At 73.0% G+C, this 19,733-nt stretch carries 14 protein-coding genes and 2 tRNA genes (1 of these 16 running past the window's edge); 12 read left to right on the plus strand and 4 right to left on the minus strand.

The features are described from left to right. Positions 1-166 precede the first annotated feature (166 nt). Complete coding sequence (locus tag HDA31_RS04915; RefSeq protein ID WP_178066139.1) at positions 167-2,047, plus strand: propionyl-CoA synthetase; 1,881 nt, start codon at positions 167-169, stop codon at positions 2,045-2,047. A 121-nt stretch (positions 2,048-2,168) separates the two neighbouring features. Here the strand turns inward: HDA31_RS04915 and HDA31_RS04920 are convergent, their stop codons facing one another. Further along, positions 2,169-4,898: an Hsp70 family protein gene (locus HDA31_RS04920; RefSeq protein WP_178066138.1), complete on the minus strand. Its 2,730-nt coding sequence runs from the start codon at positions 4,896-4,898 to the stop codon at positions 2,169-2,171. Positions 4,899-4,987: 89 nt separating this feature from the next. After that, positions 4,988-5,377 (minus strand): pirin family protein, encoded by a 390-nt coding sequence (locus tag HDA31_RS04925; RefSeq protein WP_246384104.1) that lies wholly within the window; start codon positions 5,375-5,377, stop codon positions 4,988-4,990. A 405-nt stretch (positions 5,378-5,782) separates the two neighbouring features. Between HDA31_RS04925 and HDA31_RS04930 the strand changes: the two genes are divergently transcribed. The 5 genes from HDA31_RS04930 to HDA31_RS04950 all read left to right on the plus strand — a co-directional run bounded on the left by HDA31_RS04930 (position 5,783) and on the right by HDA31_RS04950 (position 9,998). Next, the gene (locus HDA31_RS04930; RefSeq protein WP_178066137.1) at positions 5,783-6,532 is read left to right on the plus strand and encodes a cellulose binding domain-containing protein; all 750 of its coding nucleotides are present in this window, start codon (positions 5,783-5,785) and stop codon (positions 6,530-6,532) included. A gap of 268 nt (positions 6,533-6,800) precedes the next feature. Beyond that, entirely contained in the window at positions 6,801-8,240 is a 1,440-nt protein-coding gene (locus HDA31_RS04935) for an RICIN domain-containing protein (protein WP_178066136.1), read from the plus strand. A 167-nt stretch (positions 8,241-8,407) separates the two neighbouring features. Continuing rightward, positions 8,408-8,557 carry a hypothetical protein gene (locus HDA31_RS04940; protein WP_178066135.1) on the plus strand — a complete coding sequence of 50 codons (150 nt, stop codon included), beginning with the start codon at positions 8,408-8,410 and terminating at the stop codon, positions 8,555-8,557. 162 nt (positions 8,558-8,719) lie between these two features. Continuing rightward, a complete protein-coding gene (locus HDA31_RS04945) occupies positions 8,720-9,073 on the plus strand; it encodes a hypothetical protein (protein WP_178066134.1) in 354 nt (117 codons plus the stop codon). A 112-nt stretch (positions 9,074-9,185) separates the two neighbouring features. Next, positions 9,186-9,998, plus strand: a complete 813-nt coding sequence (locus tag HDA31_RS04950; protein ID WP_219824954.1) for a helix-turn-helix domain-containing protein — start codon at positions 9,186-9,188, stop codon at positions 9,996-9,998. 43 nt (positions 9,999-10,041) lie between these two features. Here the strand turns inward: HDA31_RS04950 and HDA31_RS04955 are convergent, their stop codons facing one another. Further along, positions 10,042-11,682 carry a glycosyltransferase family 4 protein gene (locus HDA31_RS04955; RefSeq protein ID WP_178066132.1) on the minus strand — a complete coding sequence of 547 codons (1,641 nt, stop codon included), beginning with the start codon at positions 11,680-11,682 and terminating at the stop codon, positions 10,042-10,044. Positions 11,683-11,731: 49 nt separating this feature from the next. On the opposite strand from HDA31_RS04955, the gene HDA31_RS04960 reads away from it, so the two are divergent. Further along, positions 11,732-14,248: a CHAT domain-containing protein gene (locus HDA31_RS04960; protein WP_178066131.1), complete on the plus strand. Its 2,517-nt coding sequence runs from the start codon at positions 11,732-11,734 to the stop codon at positions 14,246-14,248. 772 nt (positions 14,249-15,020) lie between these two features. Here HDA31_RS04960 and HDA31_RS04965 read toward each other — a convergent pair. After that, positions 15,021-15,094 (minus strand) — tRNA-Gly (locus HDA31_RS04965). A 265-nt stretch (positions 15,095-15,359) separates the two neighbouring features. Between HDA31_RS04965 and HDA31_RS04970 the strand changes: the two genes are divergently transcribed. The 5 genes from HDA31_RS04970 to clpX all read left to right on the plus strand — a co-directional run. Continuing rightward, a tRNA-Pro gene (locus HDA31_RS04970) sits at positions 15,360-15,433 on the plus strand. A gap of 144 nt (positions 15,434-15,577) precedes the next feature. Next, on the plus strand, positions 15,578-16,930 hold the full coding sequence (gene tig / locus HDA31_RS04975; RefSeq protein ID WP_178066130.1) for a trigger factor: 1,353 nt from the start codon (positions 15,578-15,580) through the stop codon (positions 16,928-16,930). Positions 16,931-17,101: 171 nt separating this feature from the next. Further along, positions 17,102-17,743 (plus strand): ATP-dependent Clp protease proteolytic subunit, encoded by a 642-nt coding sequence (locus HDA31_RS04980; RefSeq protein ID WP_074477688.1) that lies wholly within the window; start codon positions 17,102-17,104, stop codon positions 17,741-17,743. Between the two features lie 14 nt (positions 17,744-17,757). Then, the gene (locus HDA31_RS04985) at positions 17,758-18,420 is read left to right on the plus strand and encodes an ATP-dependent Clp protease proteolytic subunit (protein WP_074477690.1); all 663 of its coding nucleotides are present in this window, start codon (positions 17,758-17,760) and stop codon (positions 18,418-18,420) included. Between the two features lie 209 nt (positions 18,421-18,629). After that, positions 18,630-19,733, plus strand: partial view of an ATP-dependent Clp protease ATP-binding subunit ClpX gene (gene clpX, locus HDA31_RS04990; protein WP_043966350.1) — the 5' portion only. 192 nt of this gene lie beyond the right edge of the window; only the first 1,104 of its 1,296 coding nucleotides appear in the window; its start codon is at positions 18,630-18,632; its stop codon lies beyond the right edge, outside the window.

The raw sequence follows: 19,733 nt of genomic DNA on the forward strand, positions 1-19,733 counted from the left end.
TTCATCCGCCCCGGCGGGGCCGGGCTGCGCGGAGCGGACCGGCCGACCGTCCGGCCCGCGCCCGGCACCCAGCCGCCGCGCCGTTCGGCGACCCGGGGGGTACGTCCGGCGCAGCGGAGCCGACCGGCCGTCGTCCCCACCCGCCGCCCCCGGCGATCATGGCCGGATGGGCGCGTATCGAGCAGCGTACGAGCGGAGCATCGCCGACCCGACCGGATTCTGGCGGGACGCGGCGGCGGAGATCGACTGGCACCGGCCCCCGCAGCGGATCCTCGACGACACCCGGGCCCCGTTGTACCGCTGGTTCCCCGACGGGGAGCTGAACACCTGCCACAACGCCCTCGACCGGCACGTGGCGGCGGGGCGGGGCAACCAGCCGGCGTTGATCCACGACAGCCCGGTCACCGGCGTCACCCACACCTACACGTACGCCGAGCTGCTTGACGCGACCGCGCGGTGTGCCGGGGCCCTGCGCCGGCTCGGGGTCGGCCGGGGCGACCGGGTGCTGCTCTACCTGGCGATGGTTCCGGAGGCGGTGGTCGCGATGCTGGCCTGCGCCCGGATCGGCGCGGTGCACTCCGTGGTGTTCGGCGGCTTCGCCGCGCACGAGCTGGCCGTCCGCATCGACGACGCCCGGCCGAAGGTGGTCGTGGCCACCTCGTGCGGCATCGAGGTGGACCGGATCGTGCCCTACCACCCGATCCTCGACGCGGCCCTCGCCGAGGCCGAGCACGCCCCGCAGCGGTGCGTGATCGTGCAGCGCCCGCAGCACCCCGCCCCGCTGACCCCCGGCCGCGACGTCACCTGGGACGACGCCCTCGACGGCGCGGAGCCCGCCGACTGCGTCCCCGTCGCCGCCACCGACCCGCTCTACGTGCTCTACACCTCCGGCACGACGGGCCGGCCCAAGGGCGTCGTCCGCGACAACGGCGGGCACGCGGTGGCGCTGCGCTGGTCGATGGCCAACGTCTTCGACATCGGGCCGGGCGACGTCTTCTGGGCCGCCTCCGACGTCGGCTGGGTGGTCGGCCACTCCTACATCGTGTACGGCCCGCTGCTCACCGGGGCGACCACGGTGCTCTACGAGGGCAAGCCCGTCGGCACGCCGGACGCGGGGGCGTTCTGGCGGGTCGTCTCGCAGCACCGGGTGGCCGCCCTGTTCACCGCGCCGACGGCGATCCGGGCGATCCGCCGCCAGGACCCGGACGGCACCCGCATCGGCCGGTACGACCTGACCAGCCTGCGGACGCTGTTCCTGGCCGGCGAGCGGCTCGACCCGGACACCTTCGCCTGGGCCGGGGCGCGGCTGGGCGTGCCGGTGGTGGACAACTGGTGGCAGACGGAGACGGGCTGGCCGGTGGCGGCGAACCCGCGCGGGCTCGAACCGCTGCCGATCAAGGCAGGCTCGCCCTCGGTGCCGGTCCCCGGCTACGACGTGCGGGTGGTCGATTCGCGGGGTGAACAGGTGCCGGCGGGCGTCGACGGCTCGATCGTGCTCAGGCTGCCGCTGCCGCCGGGCTGCCTGCCGACCCTCTGGGGCGACGACGAGCGGTACGTCCGGTCCTACCTGAGCACCTTCGACGGCTACTACCTGACCGGCGACGGCGGCCGGTTCGACGCCGACGGCTACCTGCACGTGATGGGCCGCACCGACGACGTGATCAACGTGGCCGGGCACCGGCTCTCCACCGGGGCGATGGAGGAGGTGCTGGCCGGGCACCCGGCGGTCGCCGAGTGCGCCGTGATCGGCGTCGCCGACGCCCTGAAGGGCCAGGTGCCCAGCGGGTACGTGGTGCTGAAGGCCGGCGTCGACGTCGACCCGGAGGCCCTCGCCGCCGAGCTGGTGGCCCTGGTGCGGCAGCGGATCGGCCCGGTCGCCGCATTCCGCCGGGTGACCGTCGTCCCGGCGCTGCCGAAGACCCGCTCCGGCAAGATCCTGCGCCGCACCATGCGTGGGCTGGTGGAGGGGCGCGACGAGCCGGTCCCGGCCACCATCGACGACCCGGCCACGCTCACCGTCTTCCGGGACCTGGCCAGCGCCGACTGACGGTCGACCCGCCTGAGGGCCGACCCGCCTGACGGCCGCCTGACGGCCGATCGACGGCCGCCCGGCTCCGCCCGCTCCGCACCGGCGAGCGGGGCCGGGCGGCGATCCACCGTTGCCGTCGTCAGGGCGTCGGGGCGAAGCGGTACAGCACGAAGTCCTTCGCCGCGCCGCACAGCAGCACGCTGGTGTTCCACGAGCAGGACTCGCTGCGCACGTCCTCGGCCAGGCCCAGTTCGACGGGGCCGGTGCCGTCGACGGCCAGCCCGGCGAGGCTGCGGTCGGCCTCGCCGCCGCTGAGCGGGTCGGCGAAGATCAGCACGTTGCCCGCGTCCAGCCGCACGGCCACCCCGCCCCGGTCGCGCAGCACCGCGCGGCCCGCCGGGTCGAACAGCGTGGACGTCGCCTCGGGGAACTGCCGCCGCACGATCAGGTGCGCGCCCACCGGCACCAGCTCCCGGGCCCCCGGCGTCGCCCAGCGCTTCGCCCTCTCGCCCTCCGCGACGGCGACCACCTCGGCGCGGTCCGCGTCGCCGGCCGGGGCCTCCAACAGGCACGCCCGGTGCTTGCCGCAGGCCACCAGCGCCGCCACCCGACGCCCGTCGTCGGCGGCGCTGTGCAGCACCGTCGGCTCGGCCACCCGGGTCAGGTCGTACCCGAGCAGCCGGTACCCGCCGACCCCGGCGTCGTCGACCACGTACAACCGGTCGTCCCGCGCGACCATCTGGTCGTCGAGGTCGGCGACGCCGGGCCAGCTGCGCAGCACCGTGCCCTCGGCCAGGTCGAGCAGCCGGGCCGAGCGGTCCGCGCCGATCTGCACGAGCCGGTCGGCCCGGCCCCGCCACGGGTCGCGGGGCGTCCCGTCGGGGTACGCCGGCCCGCCGGCCGCCTCGGCGGCCTCGACGGGCAGCACGGCGCTGCGGGCGTTGCCCGACGAGTCGCGCGGGTTGTCCTGGGCCCAGACCTGGTTCCCGTCGCGCATCCGCAGCCCGACGAGCCGGTTCCCGGCGGTGTCGACCAGCACCGCCACGTCCCGCCCGAAGATCACCCGGTCGTCGTCGCCGATGCTGCGGCTCCACCGCTGCTCGCCGGAGGCGGCGTCGCGCACCACCAGCTCGCGGGGCGCGTCGACGCCGATCGGGTCGGAGAGGGCCGCCACCGCCCCGGGCACGGCGACGAGCGCCTCCCACTGCTGCGCCGTCTGCGTGGTCTGCTTGCGCCACCGGGTGCGGCCGGTCCCCGCGTCGACCGCCACGATCTCCAGCCGGTCGTCCGGCAGCGGGTACGCCGCGTAGCCGGCGTCGCCGAGCAGCGCGGTGAGGGTCTCGGTCGGCCGGTCCTCGCCGGCCGGGACGCGCTTTACCTCGGCCAGGTTCTGGAACTCCAGCCCCGGGTAGCGGTCCCGGGTGAACCAGAGCGCGGCCCCGACGCCCACCCCGGCGAGGGCGAGCACCGCCGCCACCGTGATCCACAGCGCGCGCCGCCGGCGGGCGGCCGGCGGCGACCCGGGGGCGGCGGGCGACCCGGGCGCGGTCGGCGACCCGGGCCCGGGCGGTGGCGTGCCGGGCGGGCCCCACGCGGTGACCGGCGCGCTGGCGGGCACGGTCGGCGGCGGAGTGGGGGTGCCTGGCGGCGAAGCGGGGGCGGGCACGGTCGGCGGTGGAGCGGAGGCGGCCGGTGGCGGTGCGGGGGCGCCCGGTGGCGCGGGGGCCGGGCGGGGGGTCGGCAGGTCCGTCAGCGCCCCCTCGGCCACCGGCAGTTCCGGCTGCTCCAGCACGGTCGGCGCGACGCCCAGCTCGGCGTGCAGCATACGGGCCACCAGCGGCATCCGGGTCGGGCCGCCCACCAGGAACAGGCCGGCGAGCCGGTCGGGGGTGAGGCCGGCGGCGGCGAGCACCCGCCGGGTCTCGGCGACCGCGCGGGCCAGCAGCGGAGCGGCCACGCCTTCGACGTCCTCGCGGGTCAGCTCGACCACCGCCGGCAGGCCCGGCACGACCACCGGCGCGACCGTGGCCCGGGACAGCATCTCCCGCGCCTCGCGGACGCCCTCCCACAGCTGGTGCCGGTCGCGCCACTGCGGCGCGTCGGCCGGCGCGGTGAGCCGCTGCCACACCTGCGGGTCGGTCGCGGACACCCGCTCGCCCAGCCGGGCCACCAGGGCCGCGTCCAGGTCCAGCCCGCCCAGGTCGGGCACGCCCCCGGTGGCGGTCACGGTGAAGCCCGAGTCGCCCCACGGGTCGGCGCCCTCGTTGCGCAGCACCGCCACGTCGAGTGTGCCGCCGCCGAGGTCGAACACGGCGATCGAGCCGCCGACGGGCACCGGCCGGCGCAGCACCTGGGCGTAGTAGCGGGCGGCGGCGACGGGCTCGCGCAGCAGCCGGGTGCCGGGCGGGGTGGGGCCGGACAGGGTGTGCTCGGCGGCCTGCGGCCAGCCCGCCCGCAGCAGCGCGTCGGCGAGGACCTGGCGGCGGGCGTCGTCCCAGGACGCCGGGCAGGTGAGCACCGCCGGGGGCAGGAAGCCGACCGCGGCGACGGCCGCCTGCCCCACCGCGTGCAGGACCGCGGCGAGCAGGTCGGCGGGGGCGTACCCGCGGTCGCCCAGCGGCACGGTCTGGGCGTCGATGCGGCGCTTCGGGTTCGGCTCGTAGCGCCCCGGGTCGGCCTGTGCCAGCCGCCGGGCGTCCCGGCCGACGTGCAGCCGGCCGTCGGCGTCGGCGTACACCCCGGAGGGGACGACCGGCTGCCCGTCGACCAGCAGCGGCCGGGTCCGCCCGTCCGGCCAGCGCAGCACGGCCACGGTGTTGGACGTGCCGAGGTCGACGCCGAGGGCGAACCCCTCGTGCTGGCCTGCCATCTGCCGTCACCTCCGCCGGGACGAGCCGCTGTCCGGCCCCGCATCGTACGCAGGGCCGGACAGCGGTCCCTCGCCACCGCCGGACGGGCTCAGCCGGCGACGGTGGCGTGCATCTCCCAGACCAGGATCTCGGCCGGCTCGGTGGCCGTGACCCGCTGCCCGCCGGTGGCGGTGAAGCGGACCGCGTCGGCGGTGCCGAGCGCGCCGGACCCTTCGAGGGTCACCGCGCCCCGGGGCACGAACAGGTGCAGGTACGGCGCCTCGGGCAGCTGCACGCTCTGGCCGGGCTGGAGCCGGGCCGCGTACAGGGCGGCGTACCGGTTGCGGATCCGGATGGCCGCGGCGTCGGCGTGCCGGTCCATCCCCAACGCGACCGGGACGAGGCCGCCGGTGAGCAGCTCGTCGTCGATCTCCAACTGCTCGTAGCCGGGGGTGACGCCGGGCTCGTCGGGCACCACCCACATCTGCACGAAGTGCACCGGCTCGGTGTGCCGCTCGCCGCCGAGCCGCCACGAGTCGTTCTTCTCCGAGTGCAGCGGCTCGTCTTCGACCGGCTGGACCCCGACGAGGTACGCGCCCTGGAGCGGATCGCCACCCGCGTCGTCGAGGGCCTCGACGCCGAGCCCCGGCTGCCCTGACGGCTGCGCCGGCGGCTGCCCTGACGGCTGTCCGTGGCCGACCGGAACGGCTCATTGCATCGATATTCATCGAATGGAAGGCTGTCGCTGGGTCGCGCGCCCGGGAGCCGGCGCGAAGCCCCGAACCAGCCTGGGAAGGTGCGCGGGGTGGCAGGGCCATCCGGTGCCGGGCCGCCCTCCCGGCGACCGCTGCCGACCGCTGCCCGCCTGCCGGTCGGCGCGTCCCCGCGATCCAAGGAGGTACGGATGTTCCGGATGCCCGGCGTGGTGCTCGCCGCCGCGACCCTGACCCTGGCCACCTGGGCCGGCGCGGCCGGTGCCGCCGCCGCGCCCCCCGCCGCGATGCAGACCCCGGCGCCGCCGATCCCCACCCCGACCGTGGCGTGCCCGCCGGCGCTGCCGATCTGGGGCCAGGTGACGGCGACCACCGCAACGAGCCTGACCATCACCTACGGGATGCTGCTCACCCCGCCCTGCGGCTACGACCCGCCGATGCAGGTGCACCTCTTCACCAGCCGCGAGGACGCGGAGCAGTGGCGCAACCCCGCCGCCCAGGCCCTCACCGGGCCCGAGCGCAACGGGACGGTGACCGTCGGCGGGCTGACCCCGAACACCGACTACTGGTTCCGGTTCAGCGAGCCCGACGGCAAGAAGGACCCGTACGTCATCGGCGGGCCGGCCCGCACCACCGACCAGTCGGTGTGCACCGCGACCGCCACCGTCGACAACCGGTGGACCGGCGGCTTCGTCGCCACGGTCACCGTGCGCGCCACCGGCAGCGCGCCGGTCCAGGGCTGGCGCGTGAGCTGGCGGTGGCCCGGCGACGAGCGCATCTCGGCGGCCTGGAACGGCGTGGTGGAGACCACCGGCAGCGACGTCGTCGTCGGCAACGCGTCGTACAACGGGACGCTGGCGCCCGGCGCCTGGACGACGTTCGGGATGATGGTGTGGTCCAGTGGGGCGGCCGGCGTCCCCGCACTGACCTGTAGCCGGTAGCCGCCGGCCCGTCGGCTGCGCCGGCCTCGCCGGGGTGCGAGGTCGCCGGGGGCGGGGGTCGTGCTCGATCCGGGAAACAGTGGCATCGTCCCGAGCTCCCGAGCGGGAGCCCACTCTTTCCGGGCTCGGGCACGACCTCGCCCGCGCCGCCCCGGCCGGCGGGCGGATCCGTCCGGCGACCCGCGTCCCACAGTCCGGTTACCAAGCTGTTGCGCATGGGTGACTATCGATGGGTTAATGGTCGTCCCGGCCCAGAAGGGACGATCGGATGAGAAGCAACGGACGGCGCCTCCTGTCTCTCGGGGTGGCGCTCATCGTGACTCTGGCGACGACGCTCGGGCCGGGCGCGGGTGCCCAGGCGGCACCGGTGACCGTCACCAACGGCACGCAGTTCACCGACACCAGCGGCGCAATTGTGCACGCCCACGGCGGCGGTGTCCTCAAGGTCGGCGACTACTACTACTGGTTCGGCGAGAACCGCAACCCCGACAACACCTTCCGGGCGGTCTCCGTCTACCGCTCCACCGACCTGCGCACCTGGGAGTTCCGCAACAACGTGCTGACCCAGTCGTCTGCCGGCGAGTTGCAGCGCGCCAACATCGAGCGGCCGAAGGTGATCTACAACGCCAGCACCGGCCGGTACGTGATGTGGATGCACAAGGAGAACGGCTCCGACTACAACGAGGCCCGGGCCGCCGTGGCCTCGTCGGCGACCGTGGACGGCAACTACACCTACCACGGCAGCTTCCGGCCGTTCGGCCAGCACATGTCCCGCGACATCACGCTCTACAACGACAACGGTACGGCGTACATGATCTCGGCCGCCAACGAGAACCGCGACCTGCACATCTACCGGCTCACCTCGGACTACCTCAACGTGTCCACCCTCGTGGGCAACTTCTGGGCCGGCGCGACCCGCGAGGCGCCCGCCATGTTCAAGCGGGGCGGCACGTACTTCCTGCTGACCTCCGGAGCGACGGGCTGGAGCCCCAACCAGGCGAAGTACGCCACCGCGCCGAACATCTCCGGGCCGTGGAGCGGCTGGACCGACGTGGGCAACAGCAACACGTTCAGCTCCCAGCCGGCCTACGTGCTGCCCATCCAGGGCACCTCCACCACCAGCTACCTCTACCTGGGCGACCGCTGGGCGGGAGCGTGGGGCGGCCCCGTCGGCGACTCGCAGTACGTCTGGCTGCCGATCGCCTTCCCGTCCAGCACCAGCATGAGCCTGACCTGGTACCCGTCCGTCACCATCGACACGGCCACCGGGACGGTCACCGGCAACTCGCCCGCCTACTACCGCGTCACCGCCCGGCACAGCGGCAAGGTGATGGACGTGGTGGGCTACTCCACGGCCAACAACGCCGAGATCAGGCAGTACACCTGGAACGGCGGCGGAAACCAGAAGTGGGAGTTCCAGGACGCCGGCGGCGGCTACGTCCGCGTCGTCAACGTCAACAGCGGCAAGTGCCTCGACGTCGCCAACGCGTCCACGGCCGACGGCGCCAACATCATCCAGTACACCTGCGGCAGCGGCGCCAACCAGCAGTGGCAGTGGGCCGCGACCGGCGACTACTTCCAGCTCCGGGCCCGGCACAGCGGCAAGTGCCTCGACGTGGTCAACGCCGGCACCGGCGACAGCGCCGACATCCAGCAGTACGCCTGCAACGGCGGCACCAACCAGCAGTGGTCGCGTACCGCGTCCTGACGACGACCCGGTGGCCGGGAACGCCCTGGTCCCCTCAGCCTCCGGGCCGAAGCCGTGCTGGTCGACGCGGCCCGGCTGCTTGCCGCCTCCGGGGTGAGCCTCGTCGTCGAGTCCTCGGTGCTGTCCCCCGACCTGCTGCGCGCGCGCTCCTCGCGGGTGGCAGCCGAGTGCTGGCCGTGCACGTCGTCGCCCGGGAGGCGGTCATCGGCCGGCGGCTGGCTGCGCGGGCGGCCGGGGGCGGAGCCGTCGACCAGCAACTTCTCTCCCTGTTCCGGCAGGGCGAACTGGGGCGGTCGACCATGGCCCTCGGCCGGTAGTCCTGCTGGTCATGCCGCCGGGGCTGGATCCCGGGGTGTTGCACCGTCTCCTCCTGGCCTGATGCGACAGGAAACCCGTTCCGGAACGGGAACTGGTCGATCGATTCTGATGGCAGCGAGCTGGCCTCCCTGCCAGCCCTCACAACACGAGGAGAATCCAGGATGTCGAAGAGCAACCTGGCGGTTCGCCGCCGTCTCGCACGGGTCGCCGCGATCGTCGGTGCCGCCGGCGCTCTCGTGGCGGTGACGAGCATGCCCGCGGCGGCGGCGGGACCGTACATCAACTCCAACTCCGGCGGCGCCAACATCCGCAGCTGCGCCAACACCGGTTGCTCGTCCAACGGCTACTACGGCAACGGTACGGGCGTCACGATGGTCTGCTGGGTCGATTCCCAGTGGGTCTACCCGCCGAACTCCAACTACGCGTCCAACCGCTGGTTCCGGGTCAACAGCCCGACGAGCGGCTACATCCACTCGTCGCTGATCGCGAACCAGGTATCGACCCCCGCTTGCTGACCCTGGCGGTGGTCCGGCGGCTCCCGCCAGTCGCTGGACCACCGTCGAACAGAGGCTCACATTGATACAGTTACGACGTGTCTTGCGAAGACGACGCTGCGCGATGACCGCGGTGCGTGACGACGGATGCGAGTCACTGACCAACCGTCCGGAGCGGCTGGGGGAGTGCCTCCGCCGGTTCCGGGAGCACGCCGGGCTGTCCCTGTCCGGGCTGGCCCGGAAGGTCAACTACAGCCGGGGCTATCTGAGCAAGGTGGAGACGGGTCGAGCGCCGGGCAATGTCCAGCTGGCCCAGCGCTGTGACGAGGCGCTGGGGACAGGCGGTGTGCTGGCCAGACTGGCGCAGGCGCGCGATGCGCGGCCGTCCCGGGGGGCCGCATCCGCTGACCGGACGTGGGACACGTCGACGGGATGGCAGCGACAGCCCCGCCCCGACGAGCCCACCACCGACCACCGGCCCGACGCACCGCTGACCCGGGGCGAGCTGCCGATCCCCTCGGCGACCGCCGTGGCGTTCATGCTCGCGCTCGACGAGGCCCACAACGCCCTGCGCGCGGTGGCCCGCGCCGACCTGCCACCGTCGGCACGCCACGACGCGGCCAACGAGACGCTCCACAACGCCCGGGTGTACGCGATCCGCGAACGCCTGCTGGTGCTGGGTGCGGCACCCCTGGTGGCCGCGGCCGAGGTCGCGTTCCTGCGGCTCATCGCGATCCGCGACGCGATCCGGGCCGGCGCGCGCCTCGACGGTGCCGACTACCACCGGGTCTACCACCCCTTCGCCGAGGGGCTCTGGGCCTTCCGGATGGCCTTGCGGGCCGACCTGGGACAGTCGCCGTTGACCCCGGAAGAGCTCGGCCGGGCGGACTGGTCCGATCGTGAACGGTGCCGCGACTGTGGCGAGCGCTACCGACCCTCCGCGTGACCGGGCTCGATGCTCTCGACGGCCGCTCGGCCGACGGTGGCAGTCAGGCGAGCGTATCCAGGACGGAGGCCGCGGCCGCCGCGCTGGTGACCCGCGCCGCCATGGCCCGCCGGATCCGTTCGGCGAGGGCGAAGGCGCCTGCCGGGTCCCGCAGGATGCGAGCCGTCTCGAAGGCCCAGCGGCGGGTGTCGGTCGACTCGTCGTCCTCGACCGGCAGCACCGTCAACGCCGCGTCCTGCGGTGTCAGCACCTCGTGGAGCAGCCTGCCCAGTCCACTCTTCGCGCTGACCAGCAGGGGGGTGCCGGCGACGATGGCCTCGCGGCCGACGAGACCGAATGCCTCGGCACGGGAGGGCATGAGCGCGAGGCACGCCCGGCGCAGGTCGGCCCGGAGATCGTCCGCACTGGTGGAGTAGGCCCGGGGGGTGACCTGCAGGGTGCGTCGGCCTGCCCACTCCAGGACCAGCTCCCGCACCCGGCCATGGTCGTCCGGCGGCACGCCCCGCAGCACCAGTTCCGGCTCGGTGCCGCCGAGGCTGAGCAACTCCACGGCCGCTCCCACCGCCCGTGCCGCCAGATCCAGCCCTTTGACCGACCAGTCGTCCAGCCGGCCCGACAGCATCACCTGACGTTGCTGCCACAGCGGCGGCACGCGGGGGGTCTCGTCGTCGAGATCGAAGCCCGGATCGATCCGCCCCGGGGCGGGGGCGTCGGGGTAGCCGGAAAGGTCGCGGCTGAGGAGATCGTGCAGCAGGGGACCCACGCCGAACGCACGGGTCGCGGTGCGGGCCAGCTCGATGTCCTCCTTCCAGCGTCGCTCGGCGATGGCGCCGCTGTCCGGCCGGTCACCGCGTTGCCATTCGATGTGATCCGACCAGGTGTGCACGATGTGTGCCCTGGCCGCCGCCGGGAAGTGGTCCTCGACCTGGACCCGGGCGTGCCCGCCGGTGATCCGGCCGTGTCCGATCACCAGGTCCGGTGCCCAGCCGCCGGCCAGCCGCGGACGCCGGGCCAGCGCGTCCCGCAGCCCGCCGGTGGTCGCCGCGGGCGCCGCCACCAGCGTGACCCCGACCTCGCGGGCGTGTGCGATCTCCTCCGGGGACGGTTCGAGGACGACGCAGACGACGTCCGCGCCTGCTCGGGCGAGCGCCGCGCAGAGCGACCGGTTGAACGTGCTCAGACCGCCCTTCGCGGAGAACCAGTCGGTATCCAGGGCCAGCACCCGGGGCGGTGGGCCGGCGGGCCGGCCGGTCGTCGGCGTCGGCGCGACGTCCCACCGGTCGCCGTGCCAGGTCAGCGGCCCGGCGGCGAGGCCGCCGGACAGGAACTTCCCCACGGTCTCGGTCGCCCGGTCCGGATCGCTGGCCCAGACCCGTACCGTCTGACCGGTGACGTCGATCTCCACCTCGACGAAACCCGGCGCGGCGGCAGCCACCAGCCAGTCCCGCGCCGTCTGCGTGACCCGGGCGAGTTGGTGGGCGCCCACCGCGGCCAGGTCGTCGAAGAGGGTGATCACCGCGGCCGGCAGCAGCCGCTCCGGAACGAGACCGAGTTCGCCCAGGTCGAAGCCGACCCGTGGCGCGAGCCCCGCCTCCGCCAGCCGGGTGGTGAGATCCCCGCGGGCGGCCGCGTCGATCTCCTCGACGAACTTGACGACCGCCCGCCCGGAAACTGAGTGTGTCACGGCCCCCATGGTCTCATTCCACAGTCGACCTCGAATGGACGGTGGCGCGATGCTCGACTCCGCACGACGATCGGCGCTTCTCGACCGCCTTGTCGATCCTGCGGTCGCGCTGCCAGCCGACCACGACCACCAGCCCGCCGCCGGACGACTGCACGCCGCAGGGCAGTGGCGGCAGCTCGCCGAGCTGTACCAGGAACAGGCGACGGCGGCCTGGCGGCAACGGCGTCCAGGGCTGGCGATCCGCCTGCTGCTCGCGGAGAGCCGGACCGCCCTACGCGCGGACGACCGCTCGCGCTGCCAGGAGGCGATCGCGTTCGCCGCCCAGTGGCACCGACTCAGCGGGGCATTCACCGCAGCGGAGCTGTGGAACCACGTCCTGTTGCGGGAGTCGTTGCCCGCCGGCACGGCGTGGCTCCACGCGTACGCCTGGCGGGAGATGGCGGCGCTGCGGGAGGTGGCGAGCCGGTACGACGTGGGGCTGTCCTACTGCGACGAGGGCATCGCGGTGTGCCGCCGGCACGCCGACGAGCCCCGCATCCCCCGGCAGCACGTCCGGGTCCTGATGCAGAAGGCGACGCTGCACCGGCATCGGGGCGAGCTGGAGGTCGCGCGGAACGTCCTGCACGAGGTTCGCGAGTTCGCCGATACCCGCGACCTCGACCCGTTCACCCGAGGACTGATCGCGCACCGGGAAGGGGGGTTGGAGATCGCGCTCGGGCGACCCGAAGCAGCGCTGGACGCATACCGGCGAGCCGCTGCGGCGTTCGCCGGCGTGAGCGAGGAAAACCTCCTCACCGCCCGGCTGCGCGAGGTGGCGGCGCTGCGTGAACTGCGCCGGCTCGGCGAGGCGCTGCGGCTCACCGACGACCTGGCAACCCGGTTCCGCGCCCACGGTGACACCTACCGGCTCGGTCAGATCCTGCTGGAACGGGCCGAGGTCCTGCAGAGCCTCGGCGACCCGGCCGCCGTCGCGGCCACCCTGCGCGAGGCGCAGCCCTACTACGAGGGGTCCGAGACGCTGGAGGCGCTGCGTTGGCACCGGCACATGGCCCGCAACCTCATCACCTCCAACGGCGACCCGGCGACCATCGCCGGACACCTGGTGGCCGTCCTGGGCCTGGCCGCCCGACCGCAACGGCGGGACCTCAACCGGACCATGCTCGCGCTGTACGACCTGCACCGGGCTCCACCCACGCAGCTACTGCCGCCGGCGCTGCGGCACGCCGCCGGTCGGGCCGCTCTCCTCGCCGCCGACCTGCAACGCGACTCACTGCCCGACCCGGACGAGCGGTGGTCGACGCACGCCGCGCGGGAGGAGGTGTACGCGGCTGCGCTGCTGACACACACCGAACTCGGCGAGCCGGAGGCCACCGCGCGGATCGCCGAGACCGGACGCGCCGACCTGTTGAACCACCTGCTGACGGCCGGGTCGGCGGAGGCCGTCGCGCGTTCTCCGATCGCCGCGCCGCCCACCGACCGTGCGGCGGTCGACGAGGTCTTCGCGGTGGCCCGGCTCGCCGCCGCGTCTATTCGCTCGGGGCGACCGGCCGGTCCGATACCGCTGCCGCCACTGCCCGGCCACCTGCCCACCCCGGCCGCCCTCGACGCGATGGCCGACGTCGTGGTGGTCATCACCCTCGGGCCGAGGTCGGACGGCTGGTGGTCGTCGGTGCTGACCCGGCCCCGCCACGGGGCGTGGCGGGCGACGCTTCGTACCGCCTCCGCCCGTCTGGCCGCGCAGCTCGACAGCATGACCACCGGGGTCCCACCGGGACGAGGCGTGGCCCGCGCCGTCTGGGACGAACTCGGCGCGTTCCTCCTGCCCGATGCGGCCGTCTGGGCGGGCTCCCCGGAACGTCCCCGGTCGGTGATGATCGTTCCGGATCCGCGGCTGTGGCACCTGCCGCACGCGGCCCTGACGCGCGACCGAACGTACCTCTGCGACGTGGCCGAGGTCATCCTCGCACCGAGCCTGCGCACCATGGAACTCCTCCTGGCCCGGTCCGCGACGACCGGCGGACCTCGCGTGCCGGCGACCGACCCGGCAGCGAGCCTGCTCGACCCCGGCCTGCCGAGCCACCGGGTGGAGCGATCCGCCCTGGCCGCCTGGCCGGGCGGACACCGGAAGCTCGCCGCGCTGCCGGCAATCGACGACGGGCTCCGCCCTGCCCTGCTCTACCTGTCGGGCCACGGCGACCAGCCCGGTGCCACGGCGCTGTTCGGCCCCGACAGCGTCACGATGGACGCCCTCGCCCTGCGCCGGCTGCCCCGACTGGTGGTGCTGAACGGCTGCTGGAGCGGCACGGCGTCGAGCCGGTACGGACACGACCCGCTGAGCCTGGCCGTCGGCGCGCTGATCGGCGGTGCCAACACCGTGGTGGCCGGCACCGGCTGGATCGGTGGCGTCGCTTCGGCCCACGTCGGCGCACGCTTCGTCCACCAGGTCGGGCAAGGGGTGCCGGTGGTGGCGGCGCTGCGCGCCGCGCAGCGGGAGATCCGTGCAGAGAACCCCGATCTGGGCCCGTTCGACTGGGCCGGTCTCTGTGTCGTCGGCGCCGGGTCGTGACCCGTGCGCATCCCTCGGCCGGGCGTGGCGGTTTCCCGTCCCCCTGTTTCCTCCCGTCGTCTCCTTGCTGTCGACGGGACTGGAGACAGGAGGGCGTAGCGGGTTCGTCACCGTCGGTGGAAACTGAAGACGTGGAATGGACTTCCGTCATCGGCGCGGTCTGCGGAGCTGTCATCGCCCTCGCCGGCGCGGTGACCGTGGAGGCGCAGCACAGTCGCCAGGAGCGTCGGCGCAGCCGGGAGGCAGAGCGCCTCGGCTACTGTCTCGACTTCGCTGTCGCGCTCGACTCGGCCCACAGCGGACTACGGGAGGTCGCCCAGGACGACGACGACCCATCCCGCCGCCTCCGGCGGGCCAACCGCGTCGTCCACGAGGCAAACGTCTTCGCCGCCCGGGAACGGCTGCTCGTGGCCGGCACGGTGGAACTCGTCAAGGCCGGAGAGCTCGCCTACCAGAGGCTGATCGCCGTACGCAACGCCGTCCGGTCCGGCGCGGCCCTCTCCTCCCGGGAGTACCACCAGACCTACCACGGGTACGCTGAGGCGATCTGGCAGCTCCGGATGGCGGCGCGTGCGGATCTCGACCAGGCCCGGATGGAGCCCGTGGACCTCGCACGCCGGAGCTGGTCCGAGCGGGAGGGCTGTCACGGGTGCCTCGGGCCGGCGGACGGTCGGCCGCTCGGGGAGGTGGGTGGGTCGGCTGTCGAAGCGGCGGCAGCAATGGTTGCCCGGGTCGGGCCGGAGCGTGAAACAGCCCTGCCGGCCGGGGGGTGTGGAGCGGGCGACGGGAATCGAACCCGCACCGTCAGTTTGGAAGACTGAAGCTCTGCCATTGAGCTACGCCCGCGTGCGCCCCGGTGCACGGGGTGCGCCGACAGCCTACCCGGTGCCCGGGTTCGGCGCGCATCCTGTCCGCGCGTACCCATGATCCACGTCATGCCGGGGAGGTGGCGGTATCCACGCGCCGGGATACCGCCATGTCGCCGACATGGCGGCGTCGGCCCGGCGTCGGCCCGCGTCCTGCCCGGCGCCGGCCCGCGCAGCGCGCGGACGCGGCGTGTCCGGCCCCGGCGCCCCTGCCGCGCCTCGACGGCATACACTTCTCGTCGCCACGGGGTGTGGCGCAGCTTGGTAGCGCACTCGCTTTGGGAGCGAGGGGCCGTGGGTTCAAATCCCGCCACCCCGACTGTCGTCCGCGGCCGGGGCGCCCCGGGAGCCGCCGGTTCCCGCCTGGTGTCCCGGGCGCTGCCGAGGGGCCGTTCAGGCTCGCCTACACTCGATGGGCTGAATCACGCCCAGACTCAACTGAGATCCGTCAAGGAGTACGCCTGTGAAGAGCACCGTCGAGACTCTGAGCCCGACGCGCGTGCGGCTCGCCATCGAGGTGCCGTTCGTCGAGCTCGAGCCGAGCCTCAAGAAGGCGTACCGGGAGATCGGTTCGCAGGTGCAGGTGCCCGGCTTCCGGCGGGGCAAGGTGCCGGCCGCCGTGATCGACCAGCGGGTGGGCCGGGGCACCGTCCTCAACGAGGCGGTGCAGGAGGCCATCCCGCAGAACATCCTCGCCGCGGTCCGCGAGCACGACCTGAAGACCCTCGGTCGCCCCGAGGTCGAGATCACCGAGTTCAACGACGGCGACTCCCTCAACTTCACCGCCGAGGTGGACGTCCGGCCCGAGATCGCCCTGCCGGAGCTCGACTCGATCGAGGTCACCGTTGACGAGCTCCAGATCGACGACAGCGAGATCGAGGAGCAGGTGAAGAACCTGCGCGAGCGGTTCGCCACCCTGAAGACCGTCGAGCGGGCCGCCGTCGAGGGCGACTACGTGCAGATCGACCTGAACGCCACGGTCGACGGCGAGGACGTGCCGGGCGGCTCGGCGACCAACATCTCCCACGAGGTCGGCAGCAAGCAGCTCCTGCCGGGGCTGGACGAGGCCCTCGTCGGCCTCGCCGCCGGCGAGAGCACCACCTTCACCACCCAGCTCGTCGGCGGCGACTTCGCCGGCCGGGACGCCGAGGTGGCGGTGACCGTGCGCACGGTCAAGGAGAAGGAGCTGCCGGAGCTGGACGACGACTTCGCCCAGATGGCGAGCGAGTTCGACACCATCGAGGAGCTGCGCGCCGACGTGCGCGAGCGGGTCACCCGGGGCAAGCGGGTCGAGCAGATCTACGCCGCCCGGGACAAGGCCCTGGAGCAGCTCGTCGAGGCCGCCGGGGTGCCGGCGCCGGAGGGTGTCGTCCGCGAGGAGGTCGAGGGCCGCAAGCAGGCCATGATCGACCAGCTGGAGCGGATCGGCGCGTCCCTGGAGGAATACCTCGCGGCCGAGGAGAAGACCGAGGAGCAGATCGACGCCGAGCTCAACGAGGCGGCGACCGACGGCGTCAAGATCCAGCTGCTGCTGGACACCCTGGCCGACGCCGAGGAGATCCAGGTCTCCGACGACGAGTTCGGCCACGAGATCGTCCACCGCGCGCAGCGCGCCGGGATGCCCCCGCAGCAGTACTACGACCAGCTGGTCCGCTCGGGCAGCGCGGCGGCCGTCTTCGGCGACGTGCGGCGCGGCAAGGCGCTGGCCTCGGTGATGGAGCGCATCAAGATCAAGGACACGGCGGGCAACGAGGTGAGCCTCGACGCCATCCGCGCCGAGAGCGAAGAGGCCCACGACCACGACCACGAGCACTGACATCTCGGGTGCGGCCGCCGTCCACCGGTTGCGGTGGGCGGCGGCCCGAGCCCTTTTCCGGGTACGTCCCGGAGGGGCTGCGCTGAGAGCGAAAAGCGCCCCGACCGGGACTCTGCCGCCCGGGCGAGCGGTTAGTGTCGGGTAGGACGGTACGGAGAGCGAAGGGCTGCCATGACCGACATGCACATCCCAGCGAAGCCGCTCCGGGCGATCGATGCCCGCGGTGGCGAGAACATTGGCAACCTCGACGACTCGGTCTACAACCGGTTGCTCAGGGAACGCATCATCTTCCTCGGCAGCGAGGTGAACGACCAGGTGGCCAACCGCATCTGCGCGCAGCTGCTGCTGCTCGCGGCGGAGGACCCGGACCGGGACATCTTCCTCTGGATCAACTCGCCCGGGGGCTCGGTCTACTCGGGCATGGCGATCTACGACACGATGCAGTACATCGACAACGACGTCTCCACGGTGGCGATGGGCATGGCCGCCTCCATGGGGCAGCTGCTGCTCTGCGCGGGCACCAAGGGCAAGCGCTACGCCCTGCCCCACGCGCGGATCATGATGCACCAGCCGTCCGGCGGCATGGGCGGCACCGCGTCGGACATCGCCATCCAGGCGGAGCAGATGCTCTACACGAAGCGGATGTTCCAGGAGCGGGTGGCCTTCCACACCGGCCAGACCCAGGCCCAGATCGAGGCGGACTCGGACCGCGACCGCTGGTTCACCGCCCAGGAGGCCATGGACTACGGCTTCATCGACAAGGTGATCACCGGAGCCGCGCAGGTTCCGGAAGGCGCCGGGACCCTGAGCTGACCGAGGAGCTGACGATGACCGACCTGAGCCTGCCGCCCCAGTTCGCGGCCGTGCACAACCGCTACGTCCTGCCGTCCTTCGTCGAGCGCACGTCGTACGGGGTGAAGGAGTCCAACCCGTACAACAAGCTCTTCGAAGACCGGATCATCTTCCTCGGCGTCCAGGTGGACGACGCGTCCGCCAACGACGTGATGGCGCAGTTGCTGACGCTCGAGGGCACCGACCCCGACCGCGACATCATCATGTACATCAACTCGCCGGGTGGTTCGTTCACCGCGATGACGGCGATCTACGACACGATGCAGTACGTCCGGCCGGACATCTCCACCGTCTGCCTGGGGCAGGCCGCCAGCGCGGCTGCGGTGCTGCTCGCCGCCGGCACGCCGGGCAAGCGGATGGCGCTGCCGAACTCGCGGATCATCATCCACCAGCCGGCCACCGAGGGCGGCTACGGGCAGGGCTCGGACATCGAGATCCAGGCCCGGGAGATCATGCGGATGCGGACGCAGCTGGAGGAGATGCTCTCCCGGCACTGCAACCAGCCGGTGGAGAAGGTCCGCAAGGACATCGACCGGGACAAGATCATGACGGCCGAGGAGTCCCGCGAGTACGGGCTGGTCGACACGATCCTCACCAGCCGCAAGAAGGGGCTGCTCGCCGCCAACGCGGCCAGCTGAGACGAGCATGGGGTCGGAGGTCGGCCGGGCGTGTCGCCGGCCGACCTCTGACACGCCCGATTTGGGGGTCGGAGAAACCCCCGCCAGCGGGTAACGTCGGGCCCGTACCGCTGCGTCGGGACGGTCCGGCGAGCGAACGGAGACGGACGGAGCGCAGCGTCCGCAGGTCATGGCCGGTGCACCGGCCGATGAGTGCAGGGAGAACGTAGGTGGCACGGATCGGTGACGGCGGCGACCTACTCAAATGCTCCTTCTGCGGCAAGTCGCAGAAGCAGGTGAAAAAGCTCATCGCGGGGCCCGGGGTCTACATCTGCGACGAGTGCATCGATCTCTGTAACGAGATCATCGAGGAGGAGCTGGCCGAGTCCGGCGAGGTGAAGTGGGAAGAGCTTCCCAAGCCGATGGAGATCTGCCAGTTCCTCGACAACTACGTGGTCGGCCAGGACCAGGCCAAGAAGGCCCTCGCGGTCGCCGTCTACAACCACTACAAGCGGATCCAGGCCGAGGCGGCCGGCGCGCCGGGTTCCGGCAGCGACGCCGTCGAGCTGGCCAAGTCCAACATCCTGCTGCTCGGGCCGACCGGGTGCGGCAAGACCCACCTCGCGCAGACCCTCGCCCGGATGCTGAACGTCCCCTTCGCGATCGCGGACGCCACCGCCCTCACCGAAGCGGGCTACGTGGGCGAGGACGTGGAGAACATCCTCCTCAAGCTGATCCAGGCCGCGGACTACGACATCAAGCGGGCCGAGACCGGCATCATCTACATCGACGAGGTCGACAAGATCGCCCGCAAGTCGGAGAACCCGTCGATCACCCGGGACGTCTCCGGCGAGGGCGTCCAGCAGGCGCTGCTGAAGATGCTCGAAGGCACGGTGGCCAACGTGCCGCCGCAGGGCGGGCGCAAGCACCCGCACCAGGAGTTCATCCAGATCGACACCACCAACGTGCTGTTCATCTGCGGTGGTGCCTTCGCCGGCCTCGACCAGATCATCGAGGCCCGCACGGGCCACGGCGGGACGGGCTTCGGCGCGCGGCTCCGCTCGGTCTCCGAGCGGTCGACCGACGACATCTTCAGCCAGGTCATGCCGGAGGACATGCTGAAGTTCGGCCTGATCCCCGAGTTCATCGGCCGGCTTCCGGTGATCACCAACGTCCGCAGCCTCGACCGGTCCGCCCTCGTGCGGATCCTCACCGAGCCGCGCAACGCCCTCGTGAAGCAATACCAGCGCCTCTTCGAGCTCGACGGCGTGGAGTTGGAGTTCGAGCCCCCGGCCCTGGAGGCCATCGCCGACCAGGCGATGCTGCGCGGCACG

Origin of the sequence: Micromonospora carbonacea (assembly GCF_014205165.1) — a bacterium.
GTDB lineage: Bacteria > Actinomycetota > Actinomycetes > Mycobacteriales > Micromonosporaceae > Micromonospora > Micromonospora carbonacea.

Bases quoted from the DNA above. Each gene is read 5' to 3' on its own strand.
- HDA31_RS04915 (WP_178066139.1), top strand. From the start codon at position 167: ATGGGCGCGTATCGAGCAGCGTACGAGCGGAGCATCGCCGACCCGACC.
- HDA31_RS04920 (WP_178066138.1), bottom strand. From the start codon at position 4,898: ATGGCAGGCCAGCACGAGGGGTTCGCCCTCGGCGTCGACCTCGGCACG.
- HDA31_RS04930 (WP_178066137.1), top strand. From the start codon at position 5,783: ATGTTCCGGATGCCCGGCGTGGTGCTCGCCGCCGCGACCCTGACCCTG.
- HDA31_RS04935 (WP_178066136.1), top strand. From the start codon at position 6,801: ATGAGAAGCAACGGACGGCGCCTCCTGTCTCTCGGGGTGGCGCTCATC.
- HDA31_RS04945 (WP_178066134.1), top strand. From the start codon at position 8,720: ATGTCGAAGAGCAACCTGGCGGTTCGCCGCCGTCTCGCACGGGTCGCC.
- HDA31_RS04960 (WP_178066131.1), top strand. From the start codon at position 11,732: ATGCTCGACTCCGCACGACGATCGGCGCTTCTCGACCGCCTTGTCGAT.
- HDA31_RS04980 (WP_074477688.1), top strand. From the start codon at position 17,102: ATGACCGACATGCACATCCCAGCGAAGCCGCTCCGGGCGATCGATGCC.
- HDA31_RS04985 (WP_074477690.1), top strand. From the start codon at position 17,758: ATGACCGACCTGAGCCTGCCGCCCCAGTTCGCGGCCGTGCACAACCGC.